We start from the raw sequence: 15,479 nt of genomic DNA, 5'->3' as shown, positions 1-15,479 counted from the left end.
TGTTTTTAAATTATTATTACATAGGAGGCTAAAAACCATGGGTTTTAAGGATGAGGCTATATTTATTGAGTATGAGCAATTACCTATTCCAATAATATCTTTTAATAAACATATTAAAGTTAATTATTTAAATAGTGAAGCAAAAGATATACTAAAAAAGATAAACATATCTGAGTATAGTTATGATAATAATGAAAATAAATATTCTATACCTATATGGCTTAATATAAAAACCCAAGAGTTTAATAAAAGTGAGGACAAGCGTCAAAATCTCATAAAAAAAATTGAAGCAAAAGAAACACTATACTTTTTACAATTAATTTTTAAAAAGATACTTGATACAGATAATAATTGTAATGAAATAAAATTAATTATTAATGATGTAACCGTACACATACAAGCAATGGAAGAAATGCAGAAAAAATCACAAGAAATGAGAAATTTATTTGAAGAGCAATTAGTAAAATTAGAAAAAATAAATTCACTAAGTATTCTTGCAGCAGGAATTGCTCATGATTTCAATAATATATTAGCTATAATTTTAGGAAACATATACATTATCAAGAGATATCTAAATATAAGCACTAATAAAGTATATAATAAAATTAACAACAAATTTTCTCAAATTGAAAAATTAACCTTGCAGGCGCAGGATCTTAACCAACAATTAATAAGCTTTTCAAAAGATGGGGTACCTATCAAAAAAAATATATACATAAAAAAGCTAATTAGGAAAACCGCTACTATGGTATTAAGCGGTTCCAATAACATGTGCAATTTTTCAATAGCACAGGATTTATGGCCTGTGAAAGTAGATGAAGGTCAAATTCGTCAAGTTATTAATAATCTATTAATAAATGCTAAGCAAGCCATGCAAAATGGAGGCACTATTGAAGTAAGTGCTAATAATGTATATGTAGATGAAGGCAATAAAAACAATATAAAGCAAGGTAAATATGTAATGATCCGGATAAAAGATAAAGGAAAGGGAATTCCTAAAGAAAATATAGAAAAAATATTTGAACCTTACTTTACTACAAAGGATGATGGGACAGGTCTTGGGCTTGCAGCTAGTTATTCGATAATTACTAAGCACAATGGTTATATATATGCAGAATCTGAGATAGGAGTTGGTACAAGTTTTTATATTTATTTGATGGCTTCTGAAGAAGAAGTGATTATAGATAAGGTTAAGTATGAAAAAGTGATACAAGGTACAGGTAAAGTTCTAGTAATGGATGATGATAAAAATATAAGAGAAATTAACAGACTTATGCTTATGGAACTAGGATATGCAGTGGAAATGGCAAAGAATGGGGAAGAGGCCATTAAAGCCTATAAAAATTCAATTATACAAAACAATACTTTTGATGCAGTGATAATCGACTTAACCATACGCGGAGGCATGGGGGGAAAGGAAACAATTGTGAAGCTTTTAGAACTTGATAAAAATGTAAATGCAATAGTAGTAAGTGGATATAGTAGTAATTCAGTTATGGATAATTGTACGGATTATGGATTTAAAGAGTGTATAAGAAAACCTTATACCATAGAACAGCTAGCTAATGCGATTTACAGAGTTATAAATAAAACAAAATAATCCTAACATTTAAAACGCTTAACAGGCGTTTTGTTTTTTTGAAGAAAAATCACTTTTGGAAATTACTAAGTATATTAACATTTATATATGGATAGCATAATATTTGAAGGGAGGTTATAAATTGAAGCGTATGAAGGGAAGAGAAGTAGGCAACCAGGAATACGAAAAATTTAAAGATGGGTTAGATAGGTATGTTAAAATTCAAGGTATAGACAGTAACTTAGTAAATATACCTACAATAGTTACAGGTATCAATGAGGACGGCACCATAAAGCAAGAAGAAATTGAACCTTACGCATATGAGATAGTTGAACAAAATAAAGGATTCACAGATTAAATTTCAAGAGGTCATAGAGCATATGACCTCAGGTGCAATTAATAATGGTTAGTTGCATGTTCTATTTTATATGTAATATATAATAGTGATTATTCTTAAAAATAGGGTTGTTTTTATTTCGGGGTAAATTTAACACAAGTTAACCCGGAGGATTGCTTTACCAATATGGAAGGTAAATTCAAAGATTTGAAGCCATAAAATTTACAACCTTTAGGGAACGCCGCATCCCAAGTTACATAGTAATATTTACATTTGTAACAATTTATTTTTTCATTAACCATAAAGAACTCCTTTAATAAAACTTTTTTCATAAAATTGCTTTTATTAAAATTTAAAACATCGAATTTTTAGTTTAATAATAACATATTTTAGCACGTAAAAAAATAGATATAGTTTGTTTTAAAACTTATATCTATTACAAAAGAATGAAATGAATTAACCACCAAGAGTTACATCTTGCTGATTATACCAAGCTAAAGCTGTTGATAAATGTTCGGGCTTGAAATCTGGCCAAAAGTCATCTATAACATAAAAGTCGGAGTAGATGGATTGTAGCGGCAAAAACCCACTAAGACGCCTTCTCCCACCCCAACGAATAATTAAATCTACTCTAGAAATATCACTAGTTTTTATGCAATTAAATATATTACTTCTTTTGCTACTTTTATTTTTATCAAGATTACTTAGATCCCATTCCCATCCATAGTTTACGAGAAAGTTTAGCTTTATACCGCCCTTACCAAAAGTTCTACGCGAGGTATAAGGAAGCAGTTCTTTAGGAAACATAGGTGAGTCACTATTTCCTACTACTAACAAATCAGCATCCTGTGTGCTTAAAAGCTCGACTGCATCAACGCAGGCTTTAACAAAAGCCTCTCTCTGCAAGGGTGGTCTTTTTGTATTATCAGTAGTAAAACCATAATAGGTTATTTCTTTTACACCCAAATCTTTGCAAAGTTTATACAGTGATAAACCAGGATCTAGTCCAAAGGTATATCCTTTATCTTTTGATAGACCATTATCTACAGACCATCTTCTATTTCCATCGGGAATTACTCCGATATGATTTGGTATTCTCATCTCATCACCCTTTATTTGCGAATTTTTAATGTATAAATCATAGTATCTCCATTATTGCTATATTAATCCACATTATTTATAAGATTTAACAAAATTTTAGATGATTGTAAATTAATTTTAGATAATATATAAAGATACTTTCAATTTATGGTTTTATAGTGTAAAATTATTGAAATATTGATTAAGGCATTTGAAGTATAATTTCATTTAAGATTAAAATAGAAAGATAAGATAAATTTATTGATAAGTGGGGTAAGTTAATGAATAAAACAAAAAGAGATATATTTCAGTCTGCAGTTAAGGTTTTTTCAACTAATGGCTATGATGGAGCTACTATGGAGGAAATTTCAACAAGTGCTGGAGTAGCTAAAGGAACAGTTTATTATCACTTTAAAAGTAAGGATGAGGTTTTTAAATACATAATTACTGAGGGGGTAAGCCTGCTAAGGCAGCAAATACAAAACATTATTAAAGGACCGGGGGATTATTCCTATAAATTAAGACAACTAAGCAGAGATCAGTTAAAATTAGTATATGAAAATAGGGATTTATTTAAGGTTATAATGAGTCAAGCATGGGGTGGAAAGATAAGACATTCTGAACTCAGAGAATTGTTAAAGTCATATATGGAAGATATAGAGAAATTTTTAATCAAGGCTATGGAAGATGGTACTATAAAAAAAGGCGACGCTTCTTTTTTAACATATACGTATTTTGGAACCCTAGCATCGGTAGCTGTTTATAATGTTATAAAAAATGATAGTATGAAATTAGATGAAAATACAGATAGCTTCATAGAGCACCTGTTAAATGGAATAAAATAGAAAAAAGCATTATTGATGAAGGGTCATGCAGATAAGATGAAGAAATTGGTACAAGTAAAGGAACAAGCAGTAAACATGACAGTCTAGTAAAAATAAGGCTATAATTGAATTTTTATATTATAGCCTTATTTTTATTTTTTGATATTATAGAAAATAACTTACAATAAACAGCAGCCTATGATAAAATGGAATCATGGTAAATAATGTAATAGGGGGGAGGAAAATGAGTAATTTTAATGTTAAGAAAATAATTCAAATAACACTACTGATAGTAGTAATTTCAATAGGGTTTGCTTTTATAGTTGCAAAAATCCAGGGAAGAAACTTATTAACAACAGCCAAGGAGGCCACCGTATCAATGGGAAGTGGAAGTATTGACGAAACCAAGGAATTTATTATAGTACCTATAAGCAAGGTTATGGTGGATACAGTAAGCTCAGATGTTAATATAATATTATCAAAAGAGGATAAAATAGTGGTGCATTTTCATGGTACAGCTTCTGAGATGAGTAGGGCACCTAAATTAGAAACAAGTTTAAATGGAGATATATTAAATATATCAATAAAATATCCAAATAAAATTATGTCTATAATTAATTTTAGTTTAAACACAAAACTAGATTTATATATTCCAGAAAAATATAAAAAATCTATGGATATAGAAACCGTATCCGGGGAAATAAAAATTGATAAGCTTGAGGGGGATAACTTTAAGGCAAACACAATTTCAGGAGATGTAAGCATAAATTCCATTGTAGCCAATATAACGGATTTCAGCAGCGTTTCAGGTACCGTTGATATAAAAGCACTATCAGCTAAAACAAACGGATTTGAGACAACTTCAGGTGATATAAAAATTGAAGCTATTACTGGAGATATTAAAGCAAATTCAGTTTCAGGAAGCATTAAAGCATCATATAGTGAATTTAATAATGAGGTAGCAGCGGAAACAGTTTCAGGAGATGTGGAGTTAATTCTTCCACAAGCGTCCGAATTTAAGGTTGATTTCAGTAGTACATCTGGAGAATTAGATAATACTTTCCCGCTAGTAGTAATTGGCAAAGTAGAAAAGCGAAATATCAAAGGAACTGTTGGAAATGGGCAGAAAACTATTAGAATAGAAACTATTTCCGGAGATGCGGCTATAAGTAAAAAATAAATTATTTTACAAAAAAAACAGGTTAATTTATGAAATTAGCCTGTGTTTTTCAATTGAAAATTTGCTAAAGTAGCTCAATTAAAGACACTACTCCGATGTATCGTTAAATTTTTTTCTGTAGCCGCACTTTCTGCATAGCTCTTCAACCGCTTCTCTCCTAGAAAAGCCATTGAAAATGTCGTTTGCCCTTTTGCTTTCAACTATTTCAGAAAAAGGAGTTTCATGAATATTGCCTAGGTTAATCACACCTTCTCCATCAAGGCAGCAGGGTACTACTGTGCCATCTACTAATATAGCTACTTGGTTTCTAAGACCATAACAAAAACCAGGGCTATTATCTTCTTCTAGCTTTAAATCTGGCCACTGAAATTCATGGTCTTGATTTAAATATACACTATCACAAATTTTGATACCACGACCAGGATGTATTTCTTCTTCAATTTTATAAGGTAGATTGAAGGCATTTTCGATTACAGAAAGCAAGTCGCGATTTTTCTTAGCCTCAAGGTTAGTTGTATTATCCAAATCAAGGTTCCATAACCTTAGAGAAAATAAAGTATCCGTCGTGGCTATAGATTCTTTCACAAAGGAGATAATATTATTAACATATTCATCCTTACAGGTTGAACCCTCATTGCCGTCAAAGCTGTGCAAAGAAAAATTAATCTGTCTTAACGCGGGCTTTAGGATTATTTTGTCCTGAACTTTATTTATTAGAGTCCCATTGGTGGTTATATTAACCTTAAGACCTTTTTCATAACTTAAATCCAAAAATTCATCTAATTTGGGATGCAAAAGTGGTTCTCCTTTAACATGAAAATATATATAATCCGTATGAGGTTTTATTCCATCTAATATTTTGCTAAAGGTTTCTAGGGTCATAAATTCAGGAGCCCTAAGTGTTTGCGGACAAAAACTGCAACAAAGATTACACACATTTGTAATTTCTATATAAAATTTCTTGAATCTTTTCATTAATTATTCTCCAATCATGACTAGAATTTAGGTAAGGGCAACATAAAAATAGTAATATAATGATTTTAACATAACATCAATATAGATTGTATCACATAAAAATCTCAAACCATTTTTACTTTACCTCGTGGCCACTTAATCCCGCCTTATAGCTCTTTAGAAATAGATTGAAAAACTCGTTTACTACTTGTGAGTATTCAATCTCGCCATTTATTTTTAATACTTCCATTGCAACTTCTATTGTGCATAAATTACCATCAACCACACCTCTTCTTAAATCATAATTAGACTTAAAAGCTGGCTCTAAGGAAAGGATTGGCAGTTTTTCTAGGTAGGGGCTTCTTCTAAATATTTTTCGTGCCTCTTTCCAGGTACCATCTATTATAATAAATGCAGGGATTTTTCCTGTATTCTTATATTCAACCTTACGGCTGGCTGTTTCATAAGTTTCTATAGGAAAAAGCAAGAAGGGCTCATATATTTCATTATTTAAATTTGCTATTAACTTTTCAGGTATTTTCGTTCTTTCCCAAAGGAAAATTTCTGTGGAATCTGGATTAACTAGTTCGAGTAGTCTTGCAGTATTAGAAGGCCTGTAAAATTCTTTTTCCGTAGAAAGAATCCAAATCATTGCATTAGTTTTTATTTTAGGTGCCTTATCACATAGACAATTTATATTTGGTAAACCACATTTATTACAACTTCCATATAGGCTTGTTATTTGTTTTACACTGTAATTTGAACTCATTTTTCCTCCTAAAATCTTTAATTGCTTATCTTATACTCTTCCTCAAGAATACTCATATTAATTAAGGACCAATACTCATCATTTATTTTCCTGAAATCTCTTGCGGTTCCCTCAATTTTAAAGCCAGCTTTTTCATAACAAGCTATAGCTGATTTATTAAAATCAAAAACACCTAAATAAATCCTATGTAATTTTAAAGTTTGAAATGCTATAGCTAAGATACCATTAATCATCTTGATACCAATACCTTTATTTCTAAGCTTTTCATTTCCTACCAGAACTCTTCCTATGCATGCACAGCTATTTACTAAATCTATACCAAGTAGTTGGATATGACCTACTATTTCATTGGTATCGGATATCCTAGCAGTAAACATCAAAGTTTTTGGATTCTCACTTGATATCATATTTATCTCAGATTGCAGTTGATCTTGCGTTAAAGGAAATGTATAAGCTGGTCCTGCCCATTGAAGCAAAAATTCTTTGTCCGGAATCCAGGATATTAAGGTAGGTACATCACAGGTTTTAAATTTTTCTAGTTTTATTAACATAATCTACTCCTCCATTAAATGTAATTTTAATTCGCTGTTAAGTTTCTCTAAGGCATATCTAAAAGACACCCTGGGCATAGTATTTTTATTCTTAGTTAAGTATTGGCATACATTACTTTGCTGGGTTTCAGATAAAACTTTTAACATCCAGCCATAACCTTTTAAAACAAGATGGTGGTTATCATTCATAAGTGCATCACAAATTAAAAATGGTTTAAGATTCTGATATTTGTTGTGTTTAATGGGATAAATTAAAACAACGGCAGAGGCACGCCTTACAAAAAAATCTGGGTGTTGAGTCCACTTAACAATATGTGTGAATAATTCATTGTTTTGACTAAGTAATTCACCAAAAGCATGGGTGCAAAAATCATCGCAATCCCCCCAATCAGTTACATACCTTTTAAGCCAACCCTCAAAAACAAAAAAAGTCTTATCATTATATTGTTTTCTAACTCTGTAAGCCCAATTGTATGCAATGACTCCCAATGTCCATTCGTGCTCATTAAGTAACTGTTCACAGTGTGCAAAGACATTATCAATACTCTTATCCTCTAAAATTTTGTACAATGCAGAGGATATTGACCTAACTTTTCCTGTGGTTAGAGAATTTTCTTTTGATGAGGGTTCAAGACGATTTCTTGCTTCGAATACAATGTTAATCATATACATCACTCCTATACTAAAGTTTATACTCCTTTAATACTGTTACTTTTAACAGCTACTAAGCTACTATCTCAATTTTCATCCTATCTGGGTCTTCAAAATAAACCGCGTAATAGCCAAGTCCACCTGCATATGGATGCTTATCCTCATATAATATTTTAACACCTTTTTCTCTTAGCTTTACTGTGATTTCATCTATAAATTCTCTGCTTCCACCATGAAAAGCGAGGTGGTTTAAGCCCGCACCACATCTATGGTAAGGTATATCTAAAAATCTATCCTCAACTTGAACAAATACAATATAAGTATTCTCTAAAATATAGCTTATACCCTTTTCCCAATTTTGATGTTCACTATAACCAAGTTCAAGTAATAACCAACCCCAAAACTCTTTACTTATATTCAAGTTTTTCACGTAAAGTTCAATATGATGCAATGTTCCTTTCATAAGTGCCTCCTATTTTGCTAGGTTATATGCCACGAAAATATTTAAATTAAATAACAATACTTTTAGTCAAATCTATTACTTTGTAACCATTCTTTTGCAAAATCAACTCCTGCTTTCATATTGAATAACTTACATTCAGCTTTACCAACCTTACCAAATACTACGTTATTTGTTGTTTCAAATGCCAGTCCTATCGACTCGAAATCATCCTCTGAATTATAATCAAAATCCTCAAACCACTTCCAAATCCTTTTATTATTTTCTATAATTGCTGCCCCCATTTTTCTTGTTGGCATTTTTTCATTCAATGCTTCTGCAAGATGAAAGCAAGTACAAGAATCATATCCTACTCCCAGTAAAAGTACTTTTGCATTTAACTCATACATTTTACCTAGAGGGGATTCCATTCCAAATTGAGGCGTCAATTTATGATTATTTGTTATATCATTGGCAAATTTGCCCTGAGATGCAAAGGATACTTGGGGGTGATTGGACCTATATACCTGAGGCAAGGTTCTAAATAATTCAGCAATACTACCCATTCCCCTAGACGATGTAAGATCTACATCAAAGGCAGGCATACTATCATATATTTGTTGTAGCCATTCTTTAGGTACAGGTGGGTTTTCCCATTCTGCAGGATCAGAAATTGCTCCGCTATGAGCAGGCATTATTAGTGTTCCATTCTCATTAATAACTTGCTTTAGCGCAACTATAACCGCTTGAGCAGCGCCACAAACCCAACCAATGCTGGATAGTGAAGAATGCACTAATAGAATATCACAAGCTTTAACACCGAGATTTAATAAATCATTATGTATAGTATCCACCGTATTCATATGATCGGTTAATTCGATTATACTTTGTTCACTCAATAGTATCATCCCCTTATTAAATGTAACTTGTCAATTTTTCTATGGACTGTTTCAGCCCATCTAAAATGTTTACATTAGTTTCAAAGTATTTCAATATTGCAGTGCATTGATAGCAGAGGTTTTCTTTATTAACAGATGGCGAAGTAAATCATCTATTACATTTGTGGCACTATAAATAAAGTTGTCCATTTCTCCCTCTGTTAAATAAATAAAGTTATCTTTAGTTTCAGTATTTTCTCCTAGATAAAATTCAGTAATGTATTTTACTTTATCCTCAAAGGCACTGTGTGGAAAATAATCTAGGTAATCTGGTACACTATTTATATTTTTAAACAATGTATTAAATATACACTGTGGATGGTTTTCTAAATATATATAATCAAGGCCATACCAATCCTTTTTTATAGTCCAAATAAAACTTTCATCTTTTTCTAATCCTTCTTTGTATAAAATCTCATTCTTCTTCTGAACAAATAGTTTTGACCATTCAATATCAGTCAATAAATGAACAAAATATCCTATTTTAAAAGAGAACAGCTCATTACTTTCTTCTATTCCACTATTATTCAAATAGTTGTCCCAAAAACCTTGAGCATTAATTTCTTTGTTTTCTGTCTCCCAATGTGTAATTTTTTTTGCTGGATTAAAGATACTATAATCTTCATTAGGTACACCAGCGTCGGGCGCAATATTTCCTACTATGAAAGGTTTTGTTTCAAAATTATATGATTTTTTTAGAATTTCTTCTGCTATTCTTAGATGTGTAATCCAAGTTGCCATTTAGAACGCCTCATTTTTAATTATTTTTTATTATCAAATATATCTGTGTTATCATTCAATACAATTACCTTATCAATGTAAGGTTCAAGCGTTTTTAAAATAGTGTCTTTTGATTTTTCAAATCCACTGCTCCATTTATACATGCGTAAAAGCATTTTAAAAGTTGGAACATAATTAGATTCTTCAAGTCTTATCCTTTGACAAAGCCAACGCTTTGCAATGCGACATTTCCTTTTATAAGGGGGTGTATTCAGCAATATTATAGAATCTGCTTTATCAAATCCTTCATTAAAACATTCACGAAAAACACCTTCGATAATCCATTTTTCACAACTAATAATCTTATTGAACTCAAAAGTTATTTCTTCTGAGGACCTGGTCACATCACCACCTGGCAACCTCATGTGGACTACATTATCCAATTCATGCCAGGTAATATTGAATAGATTTGATAATTTTTTAGCCATTGTAGTTTTTCCACTTGCTACTGACCCTATGATATATATTTTATTATACAATTCGGGTTCTATTTTACCTTTCATTATTTAATAACCCTCCATTTAATAGTAAATTTTCCGGTTTACTATTGGAAACTAAGTAAAAGCTAGTAATCGCAAACAGCTATTTATTATTTATATTTAGTATTTTGAAAGTAATATAGGTTCCCATTTTATTTTCACTATCTGTAGTACAAAACATTGCTAGCTCATTTATAATACAATTATGGTTAATTTTCTTATCAGAAATGCACTGGTATAGCTCCTTATATACATTAGCAGGCTGTTTTCCCAGTGCTATGGTTGAGTGAAAATGGTATTTATCATTATTATCTGTATCCCATGAATGTTCAGTAATATACTTATAAATTGTATTATGTAGCTCCCTTAATTCTATGCTTTCTTTAATGTTCATCCATATAATACCAAAACCAGCTTCTTCATCACCCAATATCTTCAAATCAATATCTGTAATTAAAACTTCAAATGGCTTTAGATTTTTTGCCACATAATCAAAGTAGTTCTCAACTTCCTCAATATTTTTCACCTCAAATACTGGACCTAAAGTAATATGCTGAGGAAGACTAGCAGATATAAAACCCGTATTATATTTTCTATCAAAAGCAAAGGCTAGATTTCTCGAATAGTTATGAATTTCATTATCTACAAGTAATGCAAAACATGCCTTCATTTGTAAAACCTCCAATGAATCTAATTTGAGTTTTTTACCTCTCTTGGAAATCCTTAAATAATAAACTTGGCTGAATATCCGTATTATTCTGATACTTGCCACTTGAATACTTATCATATTCTCCTTCGATATTATGGTAATATATTTGGCATATCTCTACATCAGGGTATATTCTTATAGGCTGAACACAAAATATTTCCAATGTCCAATAACCACTAAATCCTACATCCCCAAATCCAGCTGTAATATGAATGAATAATCCAAGCCTTCCAACTGAGGACCTACCTTCTAACATAGGTACATATTTATCTGTCCTTGTATATTCAACGGTTCTACCTAGATATAACTTTCCAGTTTCAAGAAGTAATCCCTCCGGGGGTATAATCAACTCTTTTGTTTTGTTATCTTTCTTCATATCCAAAGCAGAGTCTTCATAAACAAGTAGACGGTTATGTAGCCGTAAATTATAACTATTGGGGTTAAGCTGCTTATCTACAAATGGTTCAATAATAATCTCATTTCCTAATTTCTTTTTAATCTCTTTGCCTGACAATATCATATAAATATCTCCTAACTATTATTATTATTATATTAGTAAAAATTCCGTTTCTTATCACACTAGGTGTTGTTTAATATCTTAGTCTCTTTCATTTTAAATGCTTCTTGTATAGCCTAATATTGGTATTCAAGACGAATATTCTTCCTAAGGGTATCTAAATCTTTCCAAACTAAGTTATGATCCAGTTCACTTTACAAACCAGTGTCATTTTCTAATTGAATCATATAGAAAGAACCAACTAATTTCAAGTATTTTTTATATTTTGGACCATAAATATACTCAGTTCAGCTACAAACAAAACTATTTATATTTATGATGTATCCAGTTTCTTCAATTAAATCTCTCCTTAAACATTCATCGATTGTATTAGTTACCTTGATATATGTTTATTATTATCAATTATGTATTGAAAATGTATTTCACTTGCATATTCAATTTTCATTAAATTCTCCTCAATTTCTGTATTAAAAACTCATGCTTTAATAAACACCTAATTCGTAATATTAATGATAGTTTTTTACAATTTCATATTTATAGACAAGTCCATCATCTCCATCAGGATGACCGTACTCTGTAAAATTAAACTTTTCAAATACACTTCTTGACCTAACATTAGCTTTATATACTTCAGCAATTACTGAAGTAGCTCCCAGTTTACCTTCTGCATATTTAATAAATTCGCGTGTTATCTCCTTAGCATAGCCTTTATCCCAATAAATCCGTCGTAACCTAAATCCTATTTCATATTGATTTATCTCTTTCGACTTAACAATGAATGCCATCCCTATTCTTGATTTATCTACCTTGCTTTCTACGCAAAAAGCACCTAAACCAGGTGAAATAGAATAGTTGCACATCCATTTATCGAGAGTTTCTTTACAATTTTCTATAGACATGGAATCCCACCCATTGAATTTAATGCATTCTGGATTATTATTGATATCAAAGATTAAATCTATATCTTGGTTGGTAAATTTTCTAATTATAAGTCTTTCTGTTTCAATTGTCATAAGATAATTCCACCCCCATTTGCTTGCATTGCCTTTACTTTTGAAATTTCCTTGATACTATCACTTCTAGGTTCTATAAGTTCTGCATTATATTGTATAACTTCTACATCTTCAAGATCTCTTTGGGCTGATTTAATTTTTCCTAAATTAGATGTAACGAAAACAATTTGTTTTTTATTCATTTTATCCCTCTTTTCAATTATGCTACAAAGCAAATATGAAATTTAACGTCGGCAGTGATTTGTTTCACTCTTCTATTCTTCCTTTTTAAAAGACAATACTTGCCCATTTTGATGAAGATTTAGTGTACCAGTACTTCCAGTGGTATCAAAAATAAATTCTACCAACATATTTAATTGTGTTGAAAAAAATTTACTATCTGATTCTTTAAGGAGCTGTATTGGCATTTGTCCTTCTGGGATAATGAACAGCAAGTCATTTTCATTTTCTATGGTCATAATTTTTTTGGAATCAGACATATATTTTCCTGTAAAAATCTCTGAACTGAACTTATCTATCATAATGTTATTTTTTTGTTTTAAAAGAGGCTTGGACCAATCATAAGTATAATCAACAGCTCTTTCGATTTCTTCTATTAAATCAAACTCTTGAGAATTAATCATAATAACAATGCCTTTACCATTTTCTTTATGAAATTTCATTCTACATACAAAGCCTGCGTTACCGCCATTATGTGAAAATTTTATATCCTTTTCTTCTCCATCTACAAAAAAACCTATCCCTACTGGGCCATCTGCCTGAGGTATCAACATTTCTTCTAAAGATTTCTGGGTCAGTATTTTATTTGGTTCTCCTTTAAGAATAAGCTGTAATGACGCGCCAAGTCTTGCTAAATCAGAAGGTGTTGTCCATAATCCAGCTGCTGCCATTTCAGGGTACACATGATAACCTCCAACTACCATATCACCATCATCGTTATAAGCACAGGCCGCGTTAGTTAGATGAGTACCTAGAAGTGGTTGCTCATAAGTACTATATTTCATTCCAAATGGTTCAAGTATCAACTCTTTCATAATTTGCGGGAAAGGTTTTTTTAGAATATCTACTACTAATTGCTGTGCAATAGTGAGCCCTCCTCCTGAATAGCTAAATTGAAGCCCGGGAATAACGTCCACTCTAACTGGTTCCGAGTTTGCAGGGTACTGTCCATTTAGTATTTGAATTGTATTTGGAATTTCATCTTTTAGGTTATATCCACCAAATCCATGTACCGTTAAACCTGCTGTATGACTTAAAATTTGTCTTAAGGTTATTCTAGGTTGCCATTGTCCATTCATAGGTACCTTCCAAGAAGTAAGATATTTATTTACATCTTCATCCAAATCAATAATACCTTGTTCAACCAATCTCATAATAGCAAGTGCAAATACTGGTTTACTTAGTGAGGCTGCTTGAAAAATTGTGTTTTCATCCACTTTATTATCTGTATTCTTTTCAGTAGTTCCATAGGCTTTTACCCAATCAATTTCGTAGTTATTAATAAGGGCTATACTTACTGCGGGGGTTTTATAATGATTCATTCTATCTAAAAGGTTACCTTTTACGTACTCTTCGTTTACAAATTGTGTTTTATAAAGCAAGTTTTCTTCGAATTGTTTTATTTTTAGCTCTTTAGACATTTTAATAGTCATCCTCCTATAAGTAGAATAGTTCGCTATAGTTAACGCATGTGCTGCGAGTACTTCAAAGGCTTGACCCTTCACTGCGGCGTGAAAATTTTTGTTGTAAGACATACGGGCTACCTATTCACAAGCTCGTCAATCCACTGATAACATTCTTCAAGCTCATCATCGCTTATTAAATGAGACTTATGCTCAAATAAAACCTTATAGTTATTATTAACTTCATTCAAGATTTTAAAGTATGATTCCATATCTCCCCATCCGTCCTCTACTTTTAGTGATTTAAGTGCTGGGTAATGAGCATTTGTTACATTCATATCAACTTTTACATTCCATAAATGTACTAAATGAGTATAGCTTCCAAATTTTCTGATTATCTCTTGACCTATAAAATTATCATCCATACAATCTTGCAAGTGTATTCTACCAAAATCAAGACATAATTTGATATTTGGATATTCATCTAATAAGTTTTCAAGTAAATTTGTTTCATATACATATTTATTTAATCCATCCAATTCTAATACTGGGGTGAAATTATATTTTTTACCTTGATCAGATAATAGCTTAAAAAAATTTCTACTTCTCTCTTCGAAGTAATTGTAAGATATTTCTGATTCATAATAATATTCAGTATCATCACAAAATCTCCATGATGACCAATCAACATTACCATCTAAAATAACTGGCTTTGGATAATGAAGCAAAATATAATCTGGATTCAACTCCTCTGATCTGGCAAATTCGCTCTCCATATAGTTTATTGATTCTTTGTAAGTCCTATTATCTTTAGAAAGATATTGGGGGTCTCTTGCTCTCCATTGATTCTTTAATAGAGGAAAATGAATGCCTATCTTTAAATTTCTATCCATAAGGTTATCTTTTAATATTTGCAATTCACCAAGTGACTCCATTTGATTAACTTCAATTCCAAAAAAGTAATCTCTAAAGTCTCTATTCTGCCTATTGATATCGAATCTATCGAATTGTCCAATCATAAAACGTTTCATAGTATGATCCTCCTATAAGCTAGCCT

General features: G+C 31.2%; 19 protein-coding genes. 4 read left to right on the top strand and 15 right to left on the bottom strand.

From position 1 onward, the window contains the following. The first annotated feature begins 37 nt into the window (after positions 1-37). Together G9F72_RS25955 and G9F72_RS25950 are read left to right on the top strand one after the other, a co-directional pair. Positions 38-1,600 carry an ATP-binding protein gene (locus G9F72_RS25955; protein WP_164957271.1) on the top strand — a complete coding sequence of 521 codons (1,563 nt, stop codon included), beginning with the start codon at positions 38-40 and terminating at the stop codon, positions 1,598-1,600. A gap of 121 nt (positions 1,601-1,721) precedes the next feature. Then, positions 1,722-1,937 (top strand): hypothetical protein, encoded by a 216-nt coding sequence (locus tag G9F72_RS25950; RefSeq protein WP_164957270.1) that lies wholly within the window; start codon positions 1,722-1,724, stop codon positions 1,935-1,937. 435 nt (positions 1,938-2,372) lie between these two features. On the opposite strand, the gene G9F72_RS25940 is transcribed toward G9F72_RS25950, so the two are convergent. Continuing rightward, positions 2,373-3,017, bottom strand: coding sequence for an undecaprenyl diphosphate synthase family protein (locus G9F72_RS25940; RefSeq protein WP_164957268.1), 645 nt, complete (start codon positions 3,015-3,017; stop codon positions 2,373-2,375). A gap of 260 nt (positions 3,018-3,277) precedes the next feature. Here G9F72_RS25940 and G9F72_RS25935 point away from each other — a divergent pair, with 260 nt between their 5' ends. Beyond that, positions 3,278-3,841, top strand: a complete 564-nt coding sequence (locus tag G9F72_RS25935; RefSeq protein WP_164957267.1) for a TetR/AcrR family transcriptional regulator — start codon at positions 3,278-3,280, stop codon at positions 3,839-3,841. Between the two features lie 223 nt (positions 3,842-4,064). Next, complete coding sequence (locus tag G9F72_RS25930; protein WP_164957266.1) at positions 4,065-5,000, top strand: DUF4097 family beta strand repeat-containing protein; 936 nt, start codon at positions 4,065-4,067, stop codon at positions 4,998-5,000. 87 nt (positions 5,001-5,087) lie between these two features. On the opposite strand, the gene G9F72_RS25925 is transcribed toward G9F72_RS25930, so the two are convergent. From G9F72_RS25925 to G9F72_RS25860, 14 genes are all read right to left on the bottom strand, one after another. Next, on the bottom strand, positions 5,088-5,975 hold the full coding sequence (locus tag G9F72_RS25925) for a radical SAM/SPASM domain-containing protein (RefSeq protein ID WP_164957265.1): 888 nt from the start codon (positions 5,973-5,975) through the stop codon (positions 5,088-5,090). Positions 5,976-6,090: 115 nt separating this feature from the next. Continuing rightward, a complete protein-coding gene (locus G9F72_RS25920; RefSeq protein ID WP_164957264.1) occupies positions 6,091-6,723 on the bottom strand; it encodes a tRNA-uridine aminocarboxypropyltransferase in 633 nt (210 codons plus the stop codon). Between the two features lie 17 nt (positions 6,724-6,740). Next, complete coding sequence (locus G9F72_RS25915; protein WP_164957263.1) at positions 6,741-7,274, bottom strand: GNAT family N-acetyltransferase; 534 nt, start codon at positions 7,272-7,274, stop codon at positions 6,741-6,743. 3 nt (positions 7,275-7,277) lie between these two features. Continuing rightward, on the bottom strand, positions 7,278-7,940 hold the full coding sequence (locus tag G9F72_RS25910) for a DNA alkylation repair protein (protein ID WP_164957262.1): 663 nt from the start codon (positions 7,938-7,940) through the stop codon (positions 7,278-7,280). A gap of 58 nt (positions 7,941-7,998) precedes the next feature. Continuing rightward, positions 7,999-8,388 (bottom strand): VOC family protein, encoded by a 390-nt coding sequence (locus G9F72_RS25905; protein WP_164957261.1) that lies wholly within the window; start codon positions 8,386-8,388, stop codon positions 7,999-8,001. A 62-nt stretch (positions 8,389-8,450) separates the two neighbouring features. Further along, the gene (locus G9F72_RS25900) at positions 8,451-9,263 is read right to left on the bottom strand and encodes an AAC(3) family N-acetyltransferase (protein ID WP_318010967.1); all 813 of its coding nucleotides are present in this window, start codon (positions 9,261-9,263) and stop codon (positions 8,451-8,453) included. A 90-nt stretch (positions 9,264-9,353) separates the two neighbouring features. Beyond that, positions 9,354-10,043 (bottom strand): zinc dependent phospholipase C family protein, encoded by a 690-nt coding sequence (locus tag G9F72_RS25895; RefSeq protein WP_164957260.1) that lies wholly within the window; start codon positions 10,041-10,043, stop codon positions 9,354-9,356. A gap of 20 nt (positions 10,044-10,063) precedes the next feature. Next, positions 10,064-10,585 (bottom strand): AAA family ATPase, encoded by a 522-nt coding sequence (locus tag G9F72_RS25890; RefSeq protein WP_164957259.1) that lies wholly within the window; start codon positions 10,583-10,585, stop codon positions 10,064-10,066. Between the two features lie 79 nt (positions 10,586-10,664). Further along, the gene (locus tag G9F72_RS25885) at positions 10,665-11,231 is read right to left on the bottom strand and encodes a 2'-5' RNA ligase family protein (protein WP_164957258.1); all 567 of its coding nucleotides are present in this window, start codon (positions 11,229-11,231) and stop codon (positions 10,665-10,667) included. 34 nt (positions 11,232-11,265) lie between these two features. Further along, complete coding sequence (gene dcd / locus G9F72_RS25880) at positions 11,266-11,790, bottom strand: dCTP deaminase (RefSeq protein WP_164957257.1); 525 nt, start codon at positions 11,788-11,790, stop codon at positions 11,266-11,268. Positions 11,791-12,293: 503 nt separating this feature from the next. Beyond that, positions 12,294-12,800 carry a GNAT family N-acetyltransferase gene (locus G9F72_RS25875; protein WP_164957256.1) on the bottom strand — a complete coding sequence of 169 codons (507 nt, stop codon included), beginning with the start codon at positions 12,798-12,800 and terminating at the stop codon, positions 12,294-12,296. After that, entirely contained in the window at positions 12,797-12,982 is a 186-nt protein-coding gene (locus tag G9F72_RS25870) for a hypothetical protein (RefSeq protein ID WP_164957255.1), read from the bottom strand. The genes G9F72_RS25875 and G9F72_RS25870 overlap by 4 nt, the downstream gene beginning before the upstream one ends. A 72-nt stretch (positions 12,983-13,054) precedes the next feature. Beyond that, entirely contained in the window at positions 13,055-14,554 is a 1,500-nt protein-coding gene (locus G9F72_RS25865) for a serine hydrolase domain-containing protein (protein ID WP_164957254.1), read from the bottom strand. 5 nt (positions 14,555-14,559) lie between these two features. Then, entirely contained in the window at positions 14,560-15,453 is an 894-nt protein-coding gene (locus G9F72_RS25860; RefSeq protein WP_164957253.1) for a TIM barrel protein, read from the bottom strand. Between the last annotated feature and the right edge of the window lie 26 nt (positions 15,454-15,479).

The organism is Clostridium estertheticum, assembly GCF_011065935.2.
Classification (GTDB): Bacteria; Bacillota; Clostridia; order Clostridiales; family Clostridiaceae; genus Clostridium_AD; species Clostridium_AD estertheticum_A.
Note: the sequence above shows the minus strand (reverse complement) of the source record. Positions and strands in the feature narration are given on the sequence as shown.

What these genes read in the sequence shown, in the direction of transcription:
- G9F72_RS25955 (WP_164957271.1), top strand. Translation starts at nt 38, where the DNA reads ATGGGTTTTAAGGATGAGGCTATATTTATTGAGTATGAGCAATTACCT.
- G9F72_RS25940 (WP_164957268.1), bottom strand. Translation starts at nt 3,017, where the DNA reads ATGAGAATACCAAATCATATCGGAGTAATTCCCGATGGAAATAGAAGA.
- G9F72_RS25935 (WP_164957267.1), top strand. Translation starts at nt 3,278, where the DNA reads ATGAATAAAACAAAAAGAGATATATTTCAGTCTGCAGTTAAGGTTTTT.
- G9F72_RS25930 (WP_164957266.1), top strand. Translation starts at nt 4,065, where the DNA reads ATGAGTAATTTTAATGTTAAGAAAATAATTCAAATAACACTACTGATA.
- G9F72_RS25925 (WP_164957265.1), bottom strand. Translation starts at nt 5,975, where the DNA reads ATGAAAAGATTCAAGAAATTTTATATAGAAATTACAAATGTGTGTAAT.
- G9F72_RS25920 (WP_164957264.1), bottom strand. Translation starts at nt 6,723, where the DNA reads ATGAGTTCAAATTACAGTGTAAAACAAATAACAAGCCTATATGGAAGT.
- G9F72_RS25915 (WP_164957263.1), bottom strand. Translation starts at nt 7,274, where the DNA reads ATGTTAATAAAACTAGAAAAATTTAAAACCTGTGATGTACCTACCTTA.
- G9F72_RS25910 (WP_164957262.1), bottom strand. Translation starts at nt 7,940, where the DNA reads ATGATTAACATTGTATTCGAAGCAAGAAATCGTCTTGAACCCTCATCA.
- G9F72_RS25905 (WP_164957261.1), bottom strand. Translation starts at nt 8,388, where the DNA reads ATGAAAGGAACATTGCATCATATTGAACTTTACGTGAAAAACTTGAAT.
- G9F72_RS25895 (WP_164957260.1), bottom strand. Translation starts at nt 10,043, where the DNA reads ATGGCAACTTGGATTACACATCTAAGAATAGCAGAAGAAATTCTAAAA.
- G9F72_RS25890 (WP_164957259.1), bottom strand. Translation starts at nt 10,585, where the DNA reads ATGAAAGGTAAAATAGAACCCGAATTGTATAATAAAATATATATCATA.
- G9F72_RS25885 (WP_164957258.1), bottom strand. Translation starts at nt 11,231, where the DNA reads ATGAAGGCATGTTTTGCATTACTTGTAGATAATGAAATTCATAACTAT.
- dcd (WP_164957257.1), bottom strand. Translation starts at nt 11,790, where the DNA reads ATGATATTGTCAGGCAAAGAGATTAAAAAGAAATTAGGAAATGAGATT.
- G9F72_RS25875 (WP_164957256.1), bottom strand. Translation starts at nt 12,800, where the DNA reads ATGACAATTGAAACAGAAAGACTTATAATTAGAAAATTTACCAACCAA.
- G9F72_RS25870 (WP_164957255.1), bottom strand. Translation starts at nt 12,982, where the DNA reads ATGAATAAAAAACAAATTGTTTTCGTTACATCTAATTTAGGAAAAATT.
- G9F72_RS25865 (WP_164957254.1), bottom strand. Translation starts at nt 14,554, where the DNA reads ATGTCTTACAACAAAAATTTTCACGCCGCAGTGAAGGGTCAAGCCTTT.
- G9F72_RS25860 (WP_164957253.1), bottom strand. Translation starts at nt 15,453, where the DNA reads ATGAAACGTTTTATGATTGGACAATTCGATAGATTCGATATCAATAGG.